Source organism: Delftia sp. WSY_10 (genome assembly GCF_043104705.1).
GTDB classification, from domain to species: Bacteria; Pseudomonadota; Gammaproteobacteria; order Burkholderiales; family Burkholderiaceae_C; genus Comamonas; species Comamonas tsuruhatensis.
The window spans coordinates 286299-307469 of sequence record NZ_JBICKY010000057.1 but is presented as its reverse complement, the minus strand read 5'-3'; the positions used below and the strand labels follow the sequence as shown (position 1 = coordinate 307469).

At 62.9% G+C, this 21171-nt stretch carries 25 protein-coding genes; 5 read left to right on the top strand and 20 right to left on the bottom strand.

Annotated elements, in window-relative coordinates:
• Positions 1 to 10 precede the first annotated feature (10 nt).
• The 7 genes from ACF8ML_RS27265 to ACF8ML_RS27235 form a co-directional block, all read right to left on the bottom strand.
• Positions 11 to 2053 carry a replication endonuclease gene (locus tag ACF8ML_RS27265; protein ID WP_392408500.1) on the bottom strand — a complete coding sequence of 681 codons (2043 nt, stop codon included), beginning with the start codon at positions 2051 to 2053 and terminating at the stop codon, positions 11 to 13.
• A 6-nt stretch (positions 2054 to 2059) separates the two neighbouring features.
• Positions 2060 to 2569: a hypothetical protein gene (locus ACF8ML_RS27260; protein ID WP_392408499.1), complete on the bottom strand. Its 510-nt coding sequence runs from the start codon at positions 2567 to 2569 to the stop codon at positions 2060 to 2062.
• A 7-nt stretch (positions 2570 to 2576) separates the two neighbouring features.
• A complete protein-coding gene (locus ACF8ML_RS27255) occupies positions 2577 to 2720 on the bottom strand; it encodes a hypothetical protein (RefSeq protein WP_392408498.1) in 144 nt (47 codons plus the stop codon).
• Positions 2717 to 3112: a hypothetical protein gene (locus tag ACF8ML_RS27250; RefSeq protein WP_392408497.1), complete on the bottom strand. Its 396-nt coding sequence runs from the start codon at positions 3110 to 3112 to the stop codon at positions 2717 to 2719. Before ACF8ML_RS27250 ends, ACF8ML_RS27255 begins: the two co-directional genes overlap by 4 nt.
• Positions 3113 to 3215: 103 nt before the next feature.
• Complete coding sequence (locus tag ACF8ML_RS27245) at positions 3216 to 3626, bottom strand: ogr/Delta-like zinc finger family protein (RefSeq protein WP_392408496.1); 411 nt, start codon at positions 3624 to 3626, stop codon at positions 3216 to 3218.
• A 14-nt stretch (positions 3627 to 3640) separates the two neighbouring features.
• Positions 3641 to 3943, bottom strand: a complete 303-nt coding sequence (locus ACF8ML_RS27240) for a hypothetical protein (RefSeq protein ID WP_013803579.1) — start codon at positions 3941 to 3943, stop codon at positions 3641 to 3643.
• Positions 3944 to 4052: 109 nt separating this feature from the next.
• Complete coding sequence (locus ACF8ML_RS27235) at positions 4053 to 4520, bottom strand: hypothetical protein (protein WP_392408495.1); 468 nt, start codon at positions 4518 to 4520, stop codon at positions 4053 to 4055.
• 61 nt (positions 4521 to 4581) lie between these two features.
• Between ACF8ML_RS27235 and ACF8ML_RS27230 the strand changes: the two genes are divergently transcribed.
• From ACF8ML_RS27230 to ACF8ML_RS27210, 5 genes are all read left to right on the top strand, one after another.
• On the top strand, positions 4582 to 4785 hold the full coding sequence (locus ACF8ML_RS27230) for a hypothetical protein (RefSeq protein WP_392408494.1): 204 nt from the start codon (positions 4582 to 4584) through the stop codon (positions 4783 to 4785).
• A 91-nt stretch (positions 4786 to 4876) separates the two neighbouring features.
• The gene (locus ACF8ML_RS27225; RefSeq protein ID WP_392408493.1) at positions 4877 to 5596 is read left to right on the top strand and encodes an XRE family transcriptional regulator; all 720 of its coding nucleotides are present in this window, start codon (positions 4877 to 4879) and stop codon (positions 5594 to 5596) included.
• Positions 5597 to 5632: 36 nt separating this feature from the next.
• Complete coding sequence (locus ACF8ML_RS27220; protein WP_392408492.1) at positions 5633 to 6568, top strand: hypothetical protein; 936 nt, start codon at positions 5633 to 5635, stop codon at positions 6566 to 6568.
• Between the two features lie 18 nt (positions 6569 to 6586).
• The gene (locus tag ACF8ML_RS27215; RefSeq protein ID WP_392408491.1) at positions 6587 to 6973 is read left to right on the top strand and encodes a hypothetical protein; all 387 of its coding nucleotides are present in this window, start codon (positions 6587 to 6589) and stop codon (positions 6971 to 6973) included.
• Positions 6974 to 6978: 5 nt separating this feature from the next.
• On the top strand, positions 6979 to 8061 hold the full coding sequence (locus ACF8ML_RS27210) for a hypothetical protein (protein ID WP_392408490.1): 1083 nt from the start codon (positions 6979 to 6981) through the stop codon (positions 8059 to 8061).
• A gap of 3 nt (positions 8062 to 8064) precedes the next feature.
• Here the strand turns inward: ACF8ML_RS27210 and ACF8ML_RS27205 are convergent, their stop codons facing one another.
• The 13 genes from ACF8ML_RS27205 to ACF8ML_RS27145 form a co-directional block, all read right to left on the bottom strand.
• Positions 8065 to 8721 carry a sce7726 family protein gene (locus ACF8ML_RS27205; RefSeq protein WP_392408489.1) on the bottom strand — a complete coding sequence of 219 codons (657 nt, stop codon included), beginning with the start codon at positions 8719 to 8721 and terminating at the stop codon, positions 8065 to 8067.
• Between the two features lie 505 nt (positions 8722 to 9226).
• Entirely contained in the window at positions 9227 to 10279 is a 1053-nt protein-coding gene (locus tag ACF8ML_RS27200; protein ID WP_392408488.1) for a contractile injection system protein, VgrG/Pvc8 family, read from the bottom strand.
• A 9-nt stretch (positions 10280 to 10288) separates the two neighbouring features.
• Positions 10289 to 10747 carry a phage tail protein gene (locus ACF8ML_RS27195; protein WP_392408487.1) on the bottom strand — a complete coding sequence of 153 codons (459 nt, stop codon included), beginning with the start codon at positions 10745 to 10747 and terminating at the stop codon, positions 10289 to 10291.
• Positions 10748 to 10758: 11 nt separating this feature from the next.
• Positions 10759 to 13428, bottom strand: a complete 2670-nt coding sequence (locus tag ACF8ML_RS27190; protein ID WP_392408486.1) for a hypothetical protein — start codon at positions 13426 to 13428, stop codon at positions 10759 to 10761.
• A gap of 15 nt (positions 13429 to 13443) precedes the next feature.
• The gene (locus ACF8ML_RS27185; RefSeq protein WP_133073189.1) at positions 13444 to 13575 is read right to left on the bottom strand and encodes a GpE family phage tail protein; all 132 of its coding nucleotides are present in this window, start codon (positions 13573 to 13575) and stop codon (positions 13444 to 13446) included.
• Between the two features lie 8 nt (positions 13576 to 13583).
• On the bottom strand, positions 13584 to 13934 hold the full coding sequence (locus ACF8ML_RS27180; protein WP_392408484.1) for a phage tail assembly protein: 351 nt from the start codon (positions 13932 to 13934) through the stop codon (positions 13584 to 13586).
• 85 nt (positions 13935 to 14019) lie between these two features.
• Entirely contained in the window at positions 14020 to 14529 is a 510-nt protein-coding gene (locus tag ACF8ML_RS27175; protein ID WP_392408483.1) for a phage major tail tube protein, read from the bottom strand.
• Positions 14530 to 14552: 23 nt separating this feature from the next.
• Complete coding sequence (locus tag ACF8ML_RS27170) at positions 14553 to 15749, bottom strand: phage tail sheath protein (protein WP_392408482.1); 1197 nt, start codon at positions 15747 to 15749, stop codon at positions 14553 to 14555.
• A 170-nt stretch (positions 15750 to 15919) separates the two neighbouring features.
• Entirely contained in the window at positions 15920 to 16345 is a 426-nt protein-coding gene (locus tag ACF8ML_RS27165) for a hypothetical protein (protein ID WP_392408481.1), read from the bottom strand.
• Positions 16345 to 17223 carry a hypothetical protein gene (locus ACF8ML_RS27160; protein ID WP_392408480.1) on the bottom strand — a complete coding sequence of 293 codons (879 nt, stop codon included), beginning with the start codon at positions 17221 to 17223 and terminating at the stop codon, positions 16345 to 16347. The genes ACF8ML_RS27165 and ACF8ML_RS27160 overlap by 1 nt, the downstream gene beginning before the upstream one ends.
• A 41-nt stretch (positions 17224 to 17264) precedes the next feature.
• On the bottom strand, positions 17265 to 17969 hold the full coding sequence (locus ACF8ML_RS27155) for a hypothetical protein (protein WP_392408479.1): 705 nt from the start codon (positions 17967 to 17969) through the stop codon (positions 17265 to 17267).
• Between the two features lie 8 nt (positions 17970 to 17977).
• Positions 17978 to 19015, bottom strand: a complete 1038-nt coding sequence (locus tag ACF8ML_RS27150; protein ID WP_392408478.1) for a virulence-associated protein — start codon at positions 19013 to 19015, stop codon at positions 17978 to 17980.
• Entirely contained in the window at positions 19005 to 21164 is a 2160-nt protein-coding gene (locus ACF8ML_RS27145) for a DUF4815 domain-containing protein (protein ID WP_392408477.1), read from the bottom strand. The genes ACF8ML_RS27150 and ACF8ML_RS27145 overlap by 11 nt, the downstream gene beginning before the upstream one ends.
• Positions 21165 to 21171 lie beyond the last annotated feature (7 nt).

Below are 21171 nucleotides of genomic sequence, written 5' to 3'. Positions count from 1 at the left end.
GACCTCCTTTTCAGGAACAACGAGAAGAAGCGGGGGATGCGGTGGCGGTAGCTGGCCTGTAGAGCACTGAATCCGGGCTCGAAGGGCTGTTCCAGTCCTCGGCCTCATGGCGTCCACGGCCAAAAAGGTCTCGGACGCTCTGGCTTTGAAGCCTGGCCGTGAAGTTATTGAAACCAGTCCAAGCGGCGCCCAAAGGGCGCCGTGTCTGCGCCTCTTGGCCCACGCTGTGGATGACTCCATCGGCGTCAGCGGCCACGCCTGCGGCGTGGACTGCCGGCGTTGCATCGGTGCAGTGCGCCCAGGCAATGCGGCGGCTAACGAGCCAGTGGCCGCGCCCGCGGCCACGCTGCACTTGCACGCCGCGCACGGGGCCTGCCGTGATGGGGTCGCCATACATGTTGGTGGCGCCTTCCTTGGGTGCGCGGCGGGCGGGGCACAGCAGCCAGTCCTGGCGCTTGCAGCCGTGGCCGCCCATGGATTCCATGAAGGTGCGCCAATCCGCGCGGAGGTCGCCGTGGCGGTGGCAGGCCTGATAGGCGCGTTGGATGTTGCGCTTGGCCTCACGGTCGAACAGTTCGACCTGCTCGGGCTGGTCTTTGCTGACGCGGCGCAGCTCGCGCCAGACCGTGACGCTGGGCATGCCGAAGGCCTGAAACTGGCGGATGTTCCACGTCGCGGCCCACGCGTCCACGCGGCGCTGGGCGGCCAGGCCATTGGACTCCAGGGCTTCGGGGCTGGCTGGCTGGTTGGGACTGTCCAGCCCCAGAACCATCTGGATTTCCTGGCCCTGCACCACATCCTGGTGCTCGGCCAGTGCGTGGTGGCCCACGTTTTTGGCGATGTACTTCGCCACGTAGCCGGCTGCGCCACCGGCGTTCATGCGCTTGACATCTACGCGGTTTTCTTTGGCGCCGCGTTCGTTGCCGTCTTCGCTGAGCCAGTATTTGCGGATGGTGTCCACCAGGGTGCGCGCCTGGGCTTCGCCTTCGACCCAGACCAGCATGTGCCAGTGCGGTGTGCCGTCATGGTGCGGCTCAACCACGCGCAGGCCGTAGCGTTTGACTTGCTGGCGGTCCAGCTTGGCCAGCACGCGCTTCCACTGCGCGAGCATCCATTGCTGTCCGTCGCGCGGCGTCGCGCCGTTGTGCTTGGGGTTTCGCGCGGCCCAGCGGTTTGCGCCGCTGCCCATCAGGCGCATGGCGTGGTATTTGCTGGGCAAAGTCAGCGTGAGGAACAGGCCCAGATGCCCATGCGCATCGGCATATTCCTCGGCGCCGCGAATGCGTGTCATCAGCTCGCCGCCGCGCACGCTGGGGTTGGAGGTGCTCAGCGCGGCCAGCTCGGCCAGGCTGTAGACCTGCCCGGCCTCGTTCTTGTAGAGCGTGCGGCCCAGGGCATCTGCATTGCGCGCCAGCTGGCCCTTGCGGCGCTTGAGGCCGCTGTGGCTGACGTAGCCGCCGCTGTTCAGGTGGACCAGGCCCATGCTGATGGCCCCTGCCTCCACTACGCGGGCGATATGGCGGCGCAGGCGGCGGCGCCACCAGCGCGCGCACTTGGCGCGGGCGATGGCCGGTTCGCCATCCAGCGGCTTGCCCTCATCCACGCCAATCAGGTGGACGATGCCGCGCACCAGCGCCAGGCGCTCGGGCAGGCCGCCACCCAGGGCAATGCAGCGGTTTTCCAACTCTTCCACATCGTCGGCCAGCTTGGCCGCCCAGGCGCAGATTTCGCCGTCGCCCATGTTCAAGCGCAGTGCGTCGCCGTAGCGGTCCTCATAGTCGGCCAGTTCCTGCAGATCCATCCACGCCTGTTCGCTTTCGCTGGGCAGGCCCAGATACCAGCGTGCATAGGCGTCGGAGTCCAAAGCTACGCCGGCAGGCGGCAGGGGGGCCGATTTCAGGAAGCGGGAGCGGATAGCTCCCTGCCACTCGCGCGGCGCGGATTCGACGATGCGCTGCAGGTGGTACTGCACATGCCCCGGCTTCGGGCGGCTGTTGAGCCACGCCGAAAAGCTGGACGTGACACGCTTGCGGGGGATGGGAGATACAGCCATGGCGAATCACCACAGGCTGGCGAGCGCCACCAGGCGCCCGGCGTGCCGCTTCACAGAGCGGGCCACGGTTTTGATGGCTGCGCGTTCAGGCGGTGGCGTCTCGCGCCAATCCCGGTCTGCCAGCGCTCGAAGGTCGCCGCCCACGTTGGCCAGCAGCAGGATGGCCATGCGTAGGTCTTGCGGCAGGCCGAACCATTCCTGGTTTTCGGCGTCGATGTAGCCCGCGCCCGATTGCCTGCGGTACTGCTCGCGCAACGCGGCCAGCTGCTTGCGCACGTCTGCCGGCATGGGCACAGCATCGTGCTGGTGCAGCGGCGTCCAGGCGTCCGTGGTGATGCGCAGCAGCTGCAGCGCCGCGCTGGGCAGCACATCGGCTTGCACGGGCGCCAGCGTTGCAGCCGGCTCGGGCATGTGCACCAGGCCGCACAGCGGGCACATGTCCGGCTCATCGGCAGAGGGCATGGGCGTGCGGTGCTGGGGCAGCATCACCAGGCCATTGCGCAAAGGGGCGTTCATCGGAGGCTCAGGCCCTCTTGCAGGACATGAACCACGCCGAGCCATACAGGCGTTCGGCGCACTCCCAGGCCATGGCGCGATTGGCTGCCCCGATCACCAGGTGGCGGCGCACGCGCTGGGCGTCAACATGGGTGATTGCGTAGCGGCTCATGCTTGCGAGCCCTCCGCATCACCGTCCCAGCTCAGGCGCGGCACGGGGTCAAGGTGCTCTTTCTTGCAGCGGCCTTTGAGCTTCCATGCATGGGCCATGTGCTCAAAGCGCATGCCGAAGTCCGTGCGGCCATACATCTGGTTCAGCCACTGGTGCACCTCCATTTGGGGGCGCGCATCGAACTGCAGCAGCGTCAGCGCGAGCTGCAGGTTCTCGGCGTCGAGGCAGCGCAGGTCCGTTAGATCGAATGGGAAGCGCGTGCCGTTGTAAAGGCCCAGCAGCAGGTGCGCCGCCACGCGGGCGCCGCTGTGGCTATGGCAGGTGGCCAGAATGAAAAACTCTGTCAGCGCGCGCAACGCGTCGTTGCCTTTGCTCTGTTGGATGGCGTCCATGGGGCTTCCTTTCAAATTTCAGGCGTGAGAAGGGCCGCAGCGCCCGGAAATCGGGCTCTGTCAGCAGGTGGAGGAAGAGGGGCGGCGCTATGCGCCTATGGCGTCAATCGGGCTCTGGCGGCGGCCCAGCGAACAGATCGCCCGTGGTGGGCAGGGTGTAGCGCGGCTTGTGCTCGGACTCTGCGGCGTTGTCCAGCACCACGCGCATGCCGTCGCGGCGCACATGGCTGGACAGGGGCAGTTGCACGCTGGGGTCCGGCGTGGCGCTGGGGCTGAGCGTGCGCACTATCTCGGTCATGGCCACAAAGGTGTGACCACATTCAGGGTTGGTGCATGCGTAGGTGAGCTCGCGCATCAGGCGGGACATGAGCCAACTGGTTCGGATCGTGCATTGCGCGCTGCAATGGGGGCAGGCCATGCGTGTGCCCTCGCTGCGCACCTTGCGCCCGCTCTTTCGGCCCTCTTGGGCCTGCGCCGCGAGCATGGCGCCCTGGTTGATCGCTGCCGCTTGCATGCTGGGCTCCCTGTTCATTCGCCGCGGATGCGCCCGCATTCACCGCCGCCGGCCCTGGCGCAGTGGCAGTACATGCCGACCTCGCCCAGCGTGCCGATGGCGTCCAGGTACTTGCGGCTGACCAGCACATAGCCAGCTGCGCTGACCACGGCGTCAATCTTGCCGATGGGCACACCTTGCTGCCCGGAGAGGAAGCGGCTGACGGCCGGGCTGTCCCAGCCTGCTGCCTCCTGCACTTCGCCGCCGGGCTGGCTCAGGCTGTGGCGCAGCACGCGCTCGATGGTGCCGGTGCCGTGCGATATGCGAGTGGTGTTCATTTTTTGTGCTTTTGCTCAGGGGTGGAGGGCGGTACCGAACCGCGCAGCGCCGCACAACATGAATTGCGTGTGCTTGTGCGGCTGCGTGGGCAACATGCAAGGCATGGACTCAAGCACTCGCAGCAACCCGCGCCAGGTCGGCCTTGTAGGCCTCCAGCCCGCGCAGGTACATCAGGCGCTGGAAGCTGGCGAAGGAGCGGCATTCCCTCTCAGCGAACCTCTTGCCCTCTTCAACGGATGCCTTGGGCATGCGCGTGTAGCAGATGACATCGGCCTTGTCGGCTTTGGCGGGGGTGGGTTGCGTTGCGGTGTTCATGTACGATCCATAACGTTTGTTAACGAGGGAGGTGATATGGAAATCAATTGGCAGGTTTTTCAGGCGGCTGCTGCTTTGGTGGGATCCAAAACGCGCGCCGAAGGCATCGCAATGGATCAAGTCATCAACTCTGATTTCCTTGATACCTACCTGGCACTTCTTCGGGTTGCTAAACAGATTGAGAAGACGCCGCCGTTTGGCCTTGAGCCGGGTGATCCCCGTTTGAAAAGCCGCATTGAGATGGGCTGACTGCTGCGCCAAGCTTGTCCATCTCGCTACTCAGTGCGCTCATGAATAAGGCAGCTGTCCAGGTATGTGATGCGTGACGCTGGTCCAGGTCGTCCCTGGTTTCAATGCGCAGCCTGGCTTCCGGGAATTGTTCTCTCATGGCGCATCGCACCGCGAGGGCGACAAGGGCAGCGCGGCGGGCCAGTTCGCCGTGGCCGAGATCGGCGACATGTGCGGCCGTCAGGCCGATGCTGAAGTCGAGGACGCCGACGATTTCGGGAGCAGATGGCGGGCCTAACGGCTTGAGTGACATGGTCGTTCGTCGGTTTTGTTAAGGGTTGGCTGTATTTTTATGGTCATTTGTACGTTTGTCAACTGATTCTGTACGTATGTCAGTTTTTTCGGATCGCTTGCGTGAAGAGCGCAAACGCCTGGGCATGACCCAGACAGAGTTCGCTGCGCTCGGCAACGTCACGGTGGATTCCCAAGGCAACTACGAGCGAGGGGCGCGAAAGCCCGATTCCGACTACCTTGCAGCGGTCCTCGCTGAAGGCATTGATGTCGGGTACTTGTTCACCGGGGTTCGTTCTGGTGAGGGTTCCGCACTCTCCACTGACGTGGCGCAGCCACGTACTCCAAAGCGCCAGCTCTCTGGCCCAGCACCTGCGCCTGCCGATGAAGCGGACGTGGTGCTGGTGCCGCTGATTGCCGCTGCCGGCAGCATGGGGCCGGGCAACGATCTGCAGACCGGGGATGTGATCCTGGGCAATGTGCCTGTGTCTCGGAACTGGGTAGCACTCAACCTGCCGCGTTCACGGCCAGAGGCGCTGCGCCTGGTGCATGCCTACGGCGATTCGATGGGCGAAACGCTGCATTCCGGCGACTTCGCGCTGGTCGATACGGATTGCACGGCGGCGGATGTGGATGGTGTCTATGTGCTGGTTGCCAATGAGCAGCTTTTCATCAAGCGCGTGACGCGGCGCATTGATGGGCAGTTGGAGGTGACGAGCGACAACCCGAATGTGCGCACTGTGGAGGTGCTCAACGGATCGCATCAGGTGCGGATCTGTGGGCGGGTTGTTTATGGGTGGAATGGGCGGCGGTTTTAAATCTCATTCTACGGTCTTTTATATAAATCGTGAGTTATGGACACCAAAAAAGATACACCCATAAATGCGACTGTTGAGAATTCTGATGACGAATGGGGTGATGATGACCATGCCATTGGAGAGCAGTATTTAAAACAAGAGTTGGAAAGAATAAAAGGCCAGCGAAAGCAGCGGTGGGTAGGCTCGTTCACGATGTTTGCCGGTTTCTTTATGGCTACTGCCGGCTTGTTGAACAGTACTAATAATCTGGAAGCATTTAGAGATTTTTTCCTTAATAATCTATTTTTGATTTTAGGTGCTATTTTTGCCGGTTTTGGAGCTGTATTTTATTTGGGCGGTTTGAATAGAATCGCTGATGTGGATTTTTTACGTCGTGCATCACGTAGGCGTGCGAGGTTAGCTCCTCAGGCTGCTTGGCCGTTTCCTACTCAAGTAAAAGAAAAACACCAGAATGATTTCAAGTCCACGATCAAGGGTATGACGGAACTGCTACGGCAACAAGCTGAAACTTATGATGTGAAGGCCTCAAAGTTGCTTGATAAAGGCGTTGTGTATGCTGGAGTAGGTTTGCTTTTCTTTTTTATATCTATAGTTGCTTGGCAGTTGATTTTTCATTTTTTCGGTTTTAGTACTGCTCATATTTACGGAATCGCCTCTTGTGCATCTTTGTTTGTTGCAATTGAAGTAATTAGCGCATGGTTTCTGCGGCAGTATCGTAATTTTATAGATAGTTCAACCGAGTTATTGAAAATAAAGGCGATTTTCGACAAAATAATTTTGTTAAAGCTTGCAAGTGATGAGTCTCTTTCTTCTGAATCCTTGGAAGCTCAGTTAGGCGAGGCTTTAGCCCGAGATTTCACTTGGCCAGAGCGTCCAGTTGTTCCGAATAAGGGGGGTGTAGATGTTAAAAACTTAAATGAAATTCTTTCTTTGGCCCAAAAGCTTCTCAAAGACTCAAAAAGCAGCTCTTGATTTTAATAGGAGGACGGTTTGACTGATCGAACTATGGCGCACCTGTATGGTGGAGCCTCTATTGTTCTCGCTGTTGTAAGTATTATTCTCGGGTGGCAAGCTGCCGCAGACTGGAGGGAAATCGGTCTGTATACCTCTGGATGGCTATCCGCGTTCCTGTCTGCCTTTTTACTAGCAAGGGTGTTGCGTTCTGGAGAATCTCAATCATTAGAATTAAATGAGGTTAAGCAAGATATTGGGGTGCTAAAGGGATTGTTGGAGATTAAGAATGAAAAAATATTTTCTTTAAAGAAAGAGCTTGCGCATAGAAATAGTACTCTCGATCTTATTGCAGCCTTCCATAGTCTGCAACCCGCTAAGGTCAGAGAGGTAGTTGATGCCAATGCACCTCGTGCTACGGAGTGAATGTAATGTCTATCAAATTCTCGGAATACGGCTATTATCCTGCACTAAGAATTCGAGCTGCTGAGCTTGAGGGGCTTGAGAATATAGATTCTGTGCGTCGTGACAAGATTGTTCCTCTCCTGACTCTGGGGCAATGGCGCGGTAGTAGTGATCTATCGACCGGGATGGATAAGTGCGTTGCCGCTAATCGGAATAAGCCTTTTCTTTTGGACTTGACGACCGATTCTAGAAAAATAGAAGATCAGTGGAACAGTCTGCGCAGTCCGACAGATAATTTTAAGAACTGGCTTGATTTTTCTCGTACATACAAGAGTAAAGGGGCAATTCCTGTTGTTTTATTGCCGCCAGGTGCGAGGGTGCGTGAAGTAGTTCAGCAGGCTTGTGCGATAGAGGAAGAATATGGCTCTGTGGCGTTTAGAGTTCAGGATTTTGCGGGTCAGACGCCTTTAGTTATCAGTGCCATTAGCTCTTTGAAAGATCCAAATTCCGCTATCGTTTTTATTGACTGCCAGTATATTAGAGATGCCATGGCAGCTTATGTGGCGGCAGCAATATCCACAATTAATAGATTGCGTACTGAATTTCCCAGGCTGTTGATTAGCGTATTGTCAACAAGTTTTCCTAGTAGTACGTTGCAGTTTGCTGATGCACTGAGAATGCGTGGGACGATTGGTATGTTGGAGCGTGATTTCCATAGCCGTATAGGTGGAGATCGTGTAGCCATCTACGGCGATCACGGGTCGATTCATGCTGTTGTTTATGATGACGTGCCGGCAGTCATGAAATGGAGTCCGCGAATCGACTTTCCAGAATACACGTCTTGGTATTTTGAGAGAAGACAATCAACGTCTAACGCTCAGGCCTACTCTGAGTGTGCCCGGGCAATTCTTGGAATTTATGGCGTAGCTTACGACATGGAGAATTCGAATATATGGGGTGAGCAGAAGATTGTTGAGGCTGCGCATGGAGACCCATATGGTAAGAGTCCCGCAAAATGGATATCTGTTCGCGTTAATATCCATATTTCACGCCAAATCGACTACAAATCAAGAATTGATCTTCAGATGGATGAAGAGTATGAAGAGTGACGACTAGTTGATCTGCCGAGGAATTGCTTTGATATCTATGGATGGCTCATAAAGATCACTGGAAAAGAAAGCATCAATTTTTCCAACTGAATTGACTTGCTTTCTTTTGTTCACTCTCTGCTCAATGCGCGATTCACGTTTGTATTTCAGGAAATTCAATGTGAATTCGCGCACATCTTTTGTTGATATTAATTTTGCTCTTTCCAGCAGCAAATCTTTTGTTCCATATTTTGGCATGTTATGGATGGAGAGCAAAATTCTGATCTCATCAACCGGCAGAAAACTTAACCAAATGCTTTGAATTTTCTGTCGAACGTACTTGGCGTGACGAATTATTTTAAAACTGTTGGTTTGAGTGAGCGTCCATATGCCTACTTCTTCTGGCACTTTATCCTGAACACCTGAGATATGTTTAGGGGCGCACACAACCGTGACTTGTTCAAAAAGTCTTACATAGCTTTTTATTTGGCCGTCGAGTCGATCCAAACTATCGAATTCACTTTTTATCTCAAACGCCGCCAACTTCCCGTTCGCCATAACCAGGTCAGCCCGCCTTGAGAAATCATCGATGAACATTTCAGAGATGAACGCAGCCTCCTTGCCATGCGGCGATGCTGCCAGCTTGGCTTGCAAAAGTGTCTTGATCGCTTGTTCGTTCATGTTGTTGGAGGCCCTGGTGCTCGGTCGCGGAATCTCGAAGGCGTTGAGCGACTGCGCAAATTTTAGGGTGGTTAGGCAGCGCCCGCTCGTTACACGCTGGGCTGCGGGATTTGTTTCAGCCTATCTGAGGTGCCTGCAACGCACCCATTTTCCCGGGGTCTGTGCCCCCTGGGCAGCAGTGCGCTAGGCCCGTGTATGCCCATCCTGCGCGCTTGAGGGGTGCCTCTGTGGCTAGGCACAGGGCGTGTATGCGGCCATGCCCTCCATGTTCCCCCTCGGCGCGCGGTTGAGTCCCCGCCGCACCTGCGCGCTAAACATGTGGCTTTCGTCGGGGGTGTCGGCACGCTGGCGCGCAAGGCGTGGTGGCGCTTTGAGGCCGAATCGCTGGACCGTTTCGGCGTCGAGAATCGTCGGAAAAAGCGCGGTTTTGTCATATGGCGAAATGTGGGCGCGGCAGACAAGAAAAATCCCGCGCTGGGCGGGATCGGTGGCGGGTCGCTGGCGTTCATCGGCTCCAGCGTTTGCCTGGTTGCCGCGTCTTTTCGCCGCCGGCACGCTCCATCTCCAGGCGTGTGGTCAGGCCGTTGTCATCCAGGGTGTGTTCCACGGTTTTGCACAGCCACTGCTCGCCGTCGATGTCTTCCTTGAAGCCGCTGACGGTAACGGGCGATTGCACCATTACCGATGGATCGCCGATGGCCAGGGTGATCTCCAGCGTAGCGGCACCACGCTGCAGGCGCCCGCGTTCGGCCCGCGCCGCAGCCATAGCGTCATCTTCTGTGGCGTAGCTGTCCTTGAGGGTCTTGAGGTTTTCTTCCTCGCCATCGATGGCGGCCTGGCGGGATGCGCGGCCGTTGTCGTGCCAGTAGGCCCGCACGCCCGTGTATGCATCACGCGCGGCGGTGTGATAGCGGTGGCGGTCGCCATCCTGGCGGCGGATCTGCACGGCGGCCAGCTGCTTGCCGCTGGCATTGCGCGTGCTGCCGATGGGCAAAAACACCAGGCGCCCCTTCTTGACCGTGGCCACGGCGTCGTGCTGTCGGCCGAGGCGTGTTAGGAAGTGCATATCGCTTTCGTTGGTCTGGTCGATGTGCTGCACGGGCAGGCCGGCCAGGGCGTCGTCCACATTGGCCTGCATGCCGTTGCGCTTGGCGATGTCCCGCACCACGTTGCCCAGCGTGGCGCCGTGCCAGCTGTTGCTGGCCCGCTGCCGCAAGGTCTGGCGCATCTCTGCACTGCGGGCGCGCAGCATGATGGTGTCGGGGGCGCCGCTGTGCTCGATCTCATCAATGATGAATTCGCCTTTGTCCCACCAGCCGCCGCCGCGCGTATAGCCGAGCTGCAGCGCCAGGCGGGCACCCACAGGCGGGAGCGCCAGGCTGTCGCGGGAATCGTCCAGCTCGATGTCCAGCTGGTCGGCTTTTTCGCCGCGGCTTTCGCGCAATGACAGGCGGATGAGCCGGCCGCGCAGGTTCTGGGTGATGTTGCGGCCGTCCAGCAGCAGCTGGTAATCGGGCTTTTGGTAGACGCCATCAGGTTCTTGCAGGTCAATCTCCATGGCTATACCTCATTCCATCCACCAATCCCAATCGTCCCATTCCTCGTCTGGCGCGCCATCGCCGCCTGCGCCGCCTGATGGATCAGCCTGGCGGTCATCGACGCGCGCCAGCTGCAGCGTGAATTCGATGCGGCGCGGCAGGCCCTCGCGGATAAACAGGGTGCCGGTTTCCTCCACGGATTCAATGACCCACGCGCCGAACACTTCGCCCGCGCCATTGACCAGGGCATAGGCGGCGCCGGTATTGCCCATCTGCCGCAGCTTGTCGATGGTGCGGCGATTGCCGAAGTGCTCGGGCGCCTGCAGGCCTGAGAGGGTGATGGTCTCGTCACCGGGGCCGAGGAATTGCCGCGCTGGCCTGGCGCCCACGCGGCTATTGCTGGGGTGGCGCCAGGCTGTGCTGCGGCGCAGTTCCTGGTACGCGAGTGTGTCGAGGGCAAAAACGAATTGCCCCAGGGCGGCCATCATGGGCGGTTCTCCTAGTCGATGTCGGCCAGCTGGCTGTAGCGGCTCGATGCGCGGTCACGCTCGCGCCTGTCCAGTTCTGCGGACACGGCGCGGGCGATGACCTGCGCGTCCTGGCCCGGGGCGGCGTTGATGGTGATGCTGATGGGGCCGCCGGCCGCAGCCTGCGCGGCACCGCTGGCCATGGCCATGGGGGTGGATGCCGCAGCTCCCATGGGCGCCATGGTGATGCCAGCCAGGCCCACGGCCGCCACGCGCGCCAGCGCCTGGCCACGCTCGATGCCCAGGGCCGCGCCCTCGCTGATGTGCTCGCCGTAGCGCATGAACACGCGCGACGGAGATTGGATCTGCATGGGCTCGGTGAACCAGAGCTTCACGCTCTCGGCCATGCCGCCCATCACTTCCTTGACCATGGCCACCTTGGCGCGCACTCCGTCCACCAGCCCGTCTACCAGGTTGCCGCCAGCGGTGAAGAGGTGGTCCTTCCATCCGCCAATTTTTTGGACGAGCGCTTCATACCCCTCTTCAATTCCTCGCCACCACTGCCTGCCCGCGTCGGCCAGCACGTCGCAAATGGCCAGGAAATTGGTTTTCAGCCAGTCCCAATTGCGCCAGATGAGATAGGCCGCGCCGGCAATCAGCGATATTGCGATACCCAGTGGTGATGTCAGCAAGAACCGGCCCACGATCAAGGCCGCCTGTCCAATCCACAGCAACGCACGGCCGGCCGCTCCAGCGGCCCAGACCAATGCCGTGCGGATGATGCCGGCGACCCATGCCAGACCACGCCCCACCGCAGAAACCCAGGGCGCCATCCTGGCAATGGCGCCGGTCATCATTGACCAGATCCGAGCCAGCAGCCTGCCACCGACTGCAGCGGCCGTAGCTCCGCCGAACATGCGGGCAAACAGAAAGCGCACCAGGGCGCCTTTGGCCAGCAGCAGGCCCAGGGGGATGAGCAGGGCCGTCAGGACAGCACCCATGCCCAGAAATGCGGCGCCCGTGTACATCACTGCCTTGGTCAGGCCCGGGTGCGCCTGGGCGAAGTTGGATACCGCCTCGGTTACAGCCGTGACCTTTTCCAGCAGCTGAACGTACAGGGGAAGGGCGGCCTCGCCCATTCGCAGGTAGAGGTCGTCGCGGCGTTTTTCGAGGTCGATTTCCTTGCCGCGCGGCCCTTCCTTGACCATGCCGTGCAGCGTGTCCACGTTGGCCGCGCGCTCGTTCAGCGCATAGCTCTTGTTGATCATGGACCGCTGCTGGAACATCGTGGCGAACAGGCCGGCCGCATTGCGGTTGGAAAAGATGCCGCCGATGGCGTCCAGCACTTCTTTCTCGCTCTTGATGCCCTTGGCATTGAGCGCAGGCACCAGCACGGTTTCCAGCCACTCGAATTGACTGCGCTGGAACACATCGGAGCCCTTGAGCGCCCCAACGCCGAGCTGGGCAATCTGGCCCACCTTGTCGTGCTTGACCTTGGACGGGTCGGCGATCAATCCCAGCGTATCCAGCATGTTGGCCGCCCGCTTGGTGGTGCGGCCCTGGTACAGATTCTGGTAGGCAGACATCATGCCCGTGCCTACGCGGTCGCCGCCCATTTCCTGCACCAGCGGCTCCAGGCGGTAGAAGAATTCCTTCTCGCTGATGCCCTTGGCGGCCACGCCGCCAGTCTTGATGAGGTTGAGCCAGTCTTCGGCGCCCACCCGGCCGCCTGTGGCTGTCAGCACCTGCTGCACCAGGTTGCCGTTGCGCTCGAAGTCCTCGCGGTTGTTTGCGCCGTTGCGCATTTCGATGACTTTGAGCATGTCCATGAACTTGCGCTCGTTGTCAGCGGCATGCTCCCCCCCGAAGGCGGCCTCGTTCGCAAACTTCATCTTGGCCAGGAAGGGAAGCGCATCCTTGGCGTGGTCGAAGTCGTTGAAGACGGTCACGGCATCGCGCATCAGGGCCATGTTGTCCGTGGTGCTGGTGCCGTAGCTCTTGAAGTTGCGCGCGTAGTCGATGGCCTTGCCGGCGTCTTCGCCTTCCAGGCCGAGGGCGCGGATGCGGATGGCCTCGCCGGCTGCTGTGCGGCTTTGCCCCATCAGGCCGGTGGCTGCATGGGCTGCGCGGCTGGTGGCGTAGTAGCTGCCCATGCCGGCCGCCGTCATGCCGGCGCCCCGGGCGGCCATGCGGCCAGCGCGTTGCCGGGCATCGGTCAGCGCCTGCAGGCGCGTCTTCTGCGCAGCCATGGCGGCCGTGGTGCGCTCCATGTCCGCGCGCAGGCTGCGTTCCTTGGCGGCCAGGCCCGTGGTGGACATTCCTGCCTGGCCCATCCGGTCGCGCAGCCCCTGCAATGCAGCCTGCTGCTGGGCGAATCGGTCTTTCAGTTCGCGCGCCTTGGCCTGGGCCTGGGCCATCTGGCGCGACATCGCCGCCGTCACGTTGCCGGCCGCCGCATGCTCTGCCGCGAGTGCCCGAACCTTGGCGCGCTGCGCGGCCAGTTCGCCGGTCAGAGTGGCGGATGCCTTGTGTGCGTTGCGAAAATTCTTGATGAGGCCCTGCTGGGCTTCCAGCTGCTTGTAGTTGTCGCGCAGGGTCTTGAGCGCGCGCGACGTGGCCGAGCTGCCAGATACCACGCGCCGCAGCGGCCCGGTCACGCGGTCCACCGCGCTCATGATGACTTCGAGGCGGAGCCTGTCCACGGCGTTCTCCTGCTGCTATTTCTTTGGGGGCGCGTGCACTTCGTTCCAACGCTTGACGGCGCGCTCTCGCCAGTCGATCAGTTCATCCATCTCCATGGCGTACATGGCAGACGGCGGCCAGTGGAACACCATGGCCAGGTCGGTCATGTAGTCCTCTACACGCCCGCTTGATCCCTGGCCGATGCAGGCAGCAAAAAATTCACCAGCTCCGTTCCGACCTGCAGGACATCGGAAATGTCCATGTCCGTGATTTCATGGGGAACGATGCTGGGATGCGTCACGCGGGGCAGCACCTTGACGATGGCATCGGTGTTCATCTGCATGAGTTCCACCAGAGAGACGCCGCGCAGGTCGCCGGTCTGCGGCTTAATGATCTGGATTTTTGCCAGGTCGCCGCCCTCGCGCTTGATGGGGGTTTCCAGCGTCACGGTGACGCAAGGGCGTCCGCCCACGGTGTTTTGTGTCGCAGCTTGCGGCTTGTCGGTAGCTTCGGTCTTGCCTGTCATGTTGTGTTCCCCGCGTGAATTTCAAAAAGGAGCGGGCGGGCCGGGTTGGGCGGCGCCGCCCGCAGGTGGTTTCCTGGTTGTGTGTTCAGATGCCCAGGTCGGCGCGCACGTTGGCCAGGATGTCCTCGCCGTCAACGATGCAGATCATGTTCACCAAGTCGATCTCGAAGTGCACGCGGCCGCCGACGCTCAGCTTGTAGTAGCTCAGTGCATAGGTGTAGTTCTGCTCGGTCATGTCGCCGGCCTTCTGGCTGCCGGCGTCCAGCTTGGCCAGCCGGCCGCGCATGATGGCCTCGCAGGCCTGCGAGCCGCTTTCATCGTCACGCGCAAGCGAGCCGGCAAAGCGCAGCATCACCGCATCGTGGCGGCGCGAACCCCATTTGGCGGACAGGCCATCGAGGTAGCCGGCGCCCTTGATCTCGGCTTCCATCTTTTCCTGGCCCATGTCCAGGGCGATCTCGCCGTCCATGCCGCCGGCTCGGTAGTCCTCCAGCTTGCGGGACAGCTCGGGCAGCTTCACTTCGGGGACTTCGCCGCGATAGCTCACGCCGTCCACGAACAGCGCGAAGTTGATCAGTTTGCGTGGCAGTGCCATGTGTTGCTCCTGTGCTTACGTGCTTACAACCCGCTGGAAACGCGGTTGGCAAAGTCGAGAAAGAAACGGTCGGTGATGCGCTGGCGGAAACCCAGGTCTTCCAGCGGCGGGACGGGTGTGTAGTCGTAGTCGATGAGCAGCTTGCCGGTCTTGAGCGTTTCCGTGCTGTTGACGGTTTCGTCGTACCAGCATTCGCCGCCCAGGATGTAGCCCTGGGAGCGCAGTGTGCGAAAGCGCGAATTGATGCCCTCGATGATGTCCTTCACGATGGACGGATGCAGGGGCTTGTCCACGAATTCGAAGTGCCCCTCCACCATGGTGTCGGCCAGGATGTGGGCCGTGCGCGTGGCGGTTTCAAACGCAAAGTTCTGCTCGGTGCTGCAGGTTCGGTTGCCCCAGAAGCGGAAGCCCTGGTGATTGATGAGCGTCGTGACCTTGCCCTCATTGAGCAGATCGGCGTCGGAGTCCGTGCCCTGCAGATCCCAGTACACGCTGCGGCTGATGCCGGTAGGGCCGTTCAGGGGCACATTGGACAGGCTCTTGTGCCATCCCTGCTCCGCGTCGATGCGAGCGCGCAGGCCCAGGGCGTAGGCTGTTGCCGGTGCGACGATGCTCTTGTTCTGCACCGTGCTCCAGCGCGTGAACTCTGGCCAGATCAGCATGGTTTCGCGCTTGCCGAAATCGTTCTGGTACAGCAGGGCCGCGCTCACGTCCTCGCACTCCCAGGCAGAGGCATAGACCATCCCGCGCAGCTTTTCGCCAATGGCTGTCAGCGCATCGGCCACGGGCTTGGCGTCCAGACCGGGCGCGCCCAGGATTCGCGGCTTCACGCCCAGGGTGGCCTGTGCATCCAGCAGGGCCTGCGCGCCGGTTCGTTTGCCGTTGCGGTAGTCGCCCACGGCCTTGCTGATCTGGTCCGCCTTGCGCTCCTCTTCCGTGGCGCCTTCGCCATCAGCAACACGCACGATGACCAGGGCGGGGCGGCATTGCTGTTCGATGGCTTCCAGCGATGGGGCCAGCGTTCCCAGGGTGCCGGCCTTCTCCAGCGCGCGGCGAATGTCTGTGACGAGCACGGGAGTATCCAGCGGGAAGAACGCGGCGTCCGCATCGCTTGCCGTGGCCACCATGCCGATTATTGCGGTGGAGACGATGCGCAGCGCGGTGGTGCCTGCGTTGAGTTCCGTGACGCGCACGCCATGGTGAAAGCTTGCTGTGGCCATTGTTTGAGCCCCTGGGTTTGTTGCTGGTGCGCGGCTCGCGCGAGATGAGCCTATGGTGCTCGGCACCAGCCGCAATAGCCAGAAATGGCCGCTGTCGCTGGACGTGCGACACAAAGACAAAGCCCGCCGAGTGGCGGGCTAGAGTTGGTGGTGCGGGTGGCGCGGCCAGGTCAGGCCGGCAGTTCGTCCGGGCGCGGCGGCGTGTCCGTGATCTGCAGCGCGCGGCCCTCGGCGATGAGGCCGAAGGCCTCCAGCAGCTGCACGCCGGCCGCGACGTCGGGGTCATCGAGGTCGATGAAGCTGGCCAGCTCCTGGTCCTTCAGGTTGCTGCGCAGCTGCGCGGCCTGCTGGCGTTCGCCGCTGGTGGCGTCGGCGCGGTCCACTGCGGCCCATTCGATGGCGGCGCGCTCGGCGCCGGTGAAGCGGCGGCGAAATGCCAGCGGGGTGATGTGGCGGTGCTGCTCGTGCGGCGGCGCGGGCTGCTCCTGCTGCTCGGCCAGGCGCCAGCGGCCGGGGTAGTGCTGCTGGGCGAATTCTGGCGTGGCCAGGATGGTGTCCACCACGGCGCTGCCCTGCGTGATTTCGATTACTTGCATCAGATTCCCTTGTCCACGAAGAATTTCAGGTAGGCATAGCCTGCGCCGCCTGTTCCGCCACTGCGGCCGGCGCCGCCGCCGCCGCCCAGGCCACCATCCCCACCTGTTCCGGTGCTGCCCGCACCACCACCGCCGCCGCCGCCATTGCCACCACCGCCTGCGGCCCCCGAATTCCCCCCACCGCCGCCGCCGCCATTGCCACCACGGAATCCGTTCGTCCCATTGGTGTTGCCGCCGCCGCCGCCGTAAAAACTGATGCCCCACTCTCCATCTGATGCATCAATGATGTTGCCGTTGGTGGAGCCGATGACTCCCGCAATGTCGGCGCCGCCAGGGGCCGCTCCACCGCCTATTGCGCCAGGTCCCGGGCCGGCCGTCCCCGCGCCGCCGCCGCCGTTGACGGCTGCCGAGGCCGTGGCATCGTTGCCTTTGGCCATGATGTCCACGCCAGCGCCCCCCGAGGCGCCACCGACGACGCGCCCTGGCCGCGCACTTGTTGCGCCCATGTCCCATCCGGCGCTCGGTGCGGGGCCTTCCGGCAGCGTGATGGCGCCCGCGCTGGCCAGTGCCCAGCGTCCGCCGAACCCGCCTGGCGCGACATAGCTGGTGCCCCCCACGGTGATGGTGGTGTTGCCTCCTGCGCCGCCGTTTTGTCCGGCTGCTGCAACTGCTCCCGGCGCGCCCACGGCCACGCTGACCACATCCCCGGCACGCACGCGCAGGCGCTTTGCGCCCCAGCTGCCGCTGTAGCCGCCCGTCACGGTGTCCGTGGTGTTGTTGCGGGCAGCCCCTGCGCCGCCGCCGCCCATGGCGCGCAGCTCCAGGATGCCGTTTGCCGGTACGGTCCACGTCGTGGACACCAGACAGACTACCGACACGGATGGCCCCAGGCCCCGTGTCCCCGCCAGTGCACTTGCCCTCATGGATTGCCCCCTGTGTCTTGCCCCATGGACAGCAGCCACAGGTTTTCGCCGGCATACACGAGCCTGATGTGCCAGCAGTTGTAATCAAGGATCAGGTCTTCCTTGCGGCGGTTGATTTCGTGCAGCGCGTTGGCGCGCGTGATGGTGATCAACCCCAGGCGCCACAGGCCCCAGGGGTCCAGCAGCACGATGGTGTCACCCCGCTCGGGGGCGGCTGGCAGCGCGCGGCTATAGGCGGCGTCGGCCTTGAGCAGGTAGGCCACGCCGGCCTGCAAGGCCTGGCCATTGGTCGCGCTGTCCACGTAGGTGTGGCGCAGCCGCTCCAGCAGCGTTTGCCCGGCCCGCGCCTGCTCCGCGTTGGTGGCCTGCATGACGGATTGCAGGTCCACGGACTTGTCGTCGATCTCCTGGGCCAGCTGGTCCAGCCGTTGGCCCTGTTGCTCCAGGGCCAGTTCCGTTTGCTGCTGCAGCTGGTCGATGGCTTGCCCGGTGGCCTGCGCCAGGGAGTGCAGAGCCTCCTGGCTTGCGCTGGCCTCGATGGCCTGGCCCATGTCGTGGGCCACCTGGTCAAGCATGCCCAGCGCCTCGCGCAGCCGGGGGTTGTCCACTTCCAGCGTGTTGTCGGGATGGGGCAGGGGCAGGCCCAGGTGGGGCGTGTCCTCGAAGACGGGGGGGCGGTCTTGCACGGTGTCGTCAGCCATGAGCCCTCCTACAGCACGACGGCGCGCAGGTTGTCCACGAAGGGCCGCGCGTTGGTGTTGCCCGTGAGCGTGAGCCGCAGTCGCACGCTGGGCGCGGTGATGGCTTGCAGCCGGTGGGTGATCTCGATGGTCCCGGCCGTCTGCGGGCTGCTGCTCAGATAGGGCACCTCCACCCATGCCGGGTCTGTGCCCAGCTGGGTGTGCACGGCCACGGCCGCGCCGGCCGGTATCGTGCCCTCGAAGATCACGCGCAGCTCGCTGCCGCCAGCGGTGGCGATGCTGGGCGTGATGTAGGTGCCCGATGCCAGCAGACTGCCCACGGCCAGCAGGCTGGCAGGCTCCAGCACGGCGCCCAGGCCCGACTCGCCCACGCGCAGCATGGCCTTGACGCGCACGGCGCCCGTGTGGGGGGCGTCCAGCCGCACGGCCTGGCCGGCGTCGGCCTCGATGCTGCGCAGCAGGTTGCCGCCCTGTGCCAGCAGGTCCATGGTGTAGGTGATGCGCGCCGTGGGGTCGGGTTGCACGGCGCCGGTGGTCAGCAGCAGGGCGGTGGCGTTCTGCACGTCCTGCGTGCCCAGTTCCACGGTTTTGCTGTTGCTGGTGTATTTCACGCCCAGCAACTCGAAGCGCAGCATGCGGTCGCTGTAGCGCGTGACGATGCCCGAGGCGTTGATTTCTTGCAGCTGCCCGACCTCGGCCTGGGCGGCCGTGACCCAGCCGCCGCCCACGGCCTGGCTGGCCTCGCCCACCTTGGCCACCTGCACGGCGGTGGCTGTGTCCGCGGCCGACACGCACAGCGCATAGCCGCCCTTGGACTTGAGCAGTACGGGCGCGGGCCAGGTCGCGCGCGTGGCCGTGCCGTCGGTGGCGATCTGCTGCATCTCCAGCCGCTGGCCGGCCATCTCATCGCCGGGCAGGCCCGCATCGTCCAGCGGCGCCAGGGACACGATGACGGGGCCGCCGCATGCCACGAAGTACAGATCCACGCCCGCGCATTGCTGCGCCTCGGCCGGCGTGAGGTTTTGGATGATGGTGCTATACGACATAAGTGATGGTGGTTTGGCCGGCGCCGCGTCCGCCCCAGGCCAGGTTGGAGACAACGGAAACGGTCAGCTTCAGCGATGCGCCGCCCACGAATGGCGCCCGGCCCGCGCTGCCGTGCTCGCCCGTGAACTCCACGGCCTTGGAGCCGATCGGCAGGCCTTCGGGTACCGTGAAACTGCCCTTGAGCACGCCCTGCGCATTGGCCACCAGACTGGCGCCCGGCAACGGGTGGGCTGTCACGATCTGGCCGTCGAAGCGCAGCTGCTGCAGCGGCTCCAGCGGCAGAAAGCCGGCCAGCTCGAAGCCCACGTCGATGGCGCGCAGCTTCAGCTCGCCCAGCACGGATTGCAGGCGGGCCGGGTCGATGGCTTCGGTGACCATTTGTTCCGTGGATTTTTCAGGGGGGCGGTATCCGAAATTGAGCGTGACGGTGCGCGGGTATTTGACTTCCACGGGGTACTCCCAGCGGTCCACGGGGGGCGCCAGGGTCACGGATGCGGGCAGCGCGCCGGGCGTGGGCGTGGCGTTGATCTGCATGGCCCGGCTGACATTGGCTTGGCGGATGGTGGGCACCAGGGTGTAGTCGATGCCGTGGGCCGTCTTGCCGTCGCCGAGCATGTGGGCGCTGTCGGCCTCGTACAGCTGGAGCGCGCCGGCCGCGATCATGGCGGACTGCTCCAGGCCCTGGTCGCGCATGCTGTCATCGATCATGGGATCCGCGAAATAGCCTTTTTTCAGGCCGCTGTACCGGCCTGCGGTGTCGGTGGCCAGGCGCAGTTCGGCCAGGTCCATCTCCATTTCATCCATGCGCCGGCTGTAGGCCACCAGGGTCTGCATGGTCACGACGCGCACGCTGTCGGGCTCGGTGCGGCGCGTGCCGGGCTCCCAGGTCTGGTGGATGCTGCCCAGGGCCAGCATGTTGCCCGGCACGTCGGGCGCCACGGGTTGCCAGGTGGCCGGCACGCCCTTGACGACATTGATGCGGCCTTCGCCGTCCATGACGATGCGGTCGATGCGGCGCAGCGCGTAGCGGTAGTCCACGAGGATCAGGGTTCCGGGCAGCGCGCCCTCGACGTCGAAGCCGCGCGGGGTCTGGTTTTGCACGCCCTCGGTGCTGATGTACTCATAGACGGCGGTATAGGTGCTGCCCGGCGTGGGCTCGTCGCCGGCAGGGCTCCAATCGATTTGCCCGGCCACCAGGTTGTAGTCGGCGCCCGGGGCAAAGGTCTTGGCGCCCTGCGTGACGCTGACGAGCTGCACGACGCTGTTGTCGGGCAGCGGGTCGGCCGCGCCCACGAAGCTGCCGTGCACGACCTGGGCGGTCTTGCGCCGCGTGATACGCACGGTGGCCGGCTCCAGCACGGGCCAGCGGTCAAAACTCACATGCTGCAAGGCTTCGGTGCTGCTGCTGTGGGGCTCGCTGCTGATGGCGGCCATGTTGGCCGTGGCCGCGTAGACCAGGCGCCGGTCGGCGGGCAGCTCGATGGCCGCGCCGCCCACGCGCGCCGCGCCGGCCGTGATGGCGTAGACCTGGGCCCCCTGCTCATCGTCTGGCAGCTGGAGCGTGAGCAGGCCACGGGTGACGTAGAGCCCGCCCGTGCTCTGCTCGTCGTACAGCTCGATGGCCCTGGTGACGGCGTTGAGCTGGGGCGCGGGCTCGCGCGGCTTGACGATGCCGTCTTCGACGGTCCACACGGGGTAGAAATCCCCCTCGCCCTGGTCTTGCAGGCCCCAGGTCACGGACACCTGCAGGCGGTCGGCGCCGGGCTCGCCGTAGCCGCTGGTGCCCACGGCGGGGTTGCAGAGGCTGGGGTCTTGCTCGGCCGTGACGATGCGCGTGGCGTAGTGCACGCCGATGTAGACGGTGCCCTGCACGGGGATCTGCAGGGCGGCGGCGGGCACGTCATGCACGGCGCCGTTCAGGTAGAGGCTGCCGGCCTCCAGCTGGCAGGCGCCGGTTTCGGCGTTGACGGTGCAGCGCGCGCCGGCCGTGATATCGCCGTCAGCGAAAAGCACATCGGCCACGCGGCGCAGGGCGTAGCGGGCCTGGGCCTGGGTCTCGTTTTGCTCGGCAGATTGCGCCACGCGGTCGGCGTGGAAGATGTGCTGCGTGTAGCCCTTGGCGGGGTCGTGTCGGTTGTAGCTGGTCATGGGCGGC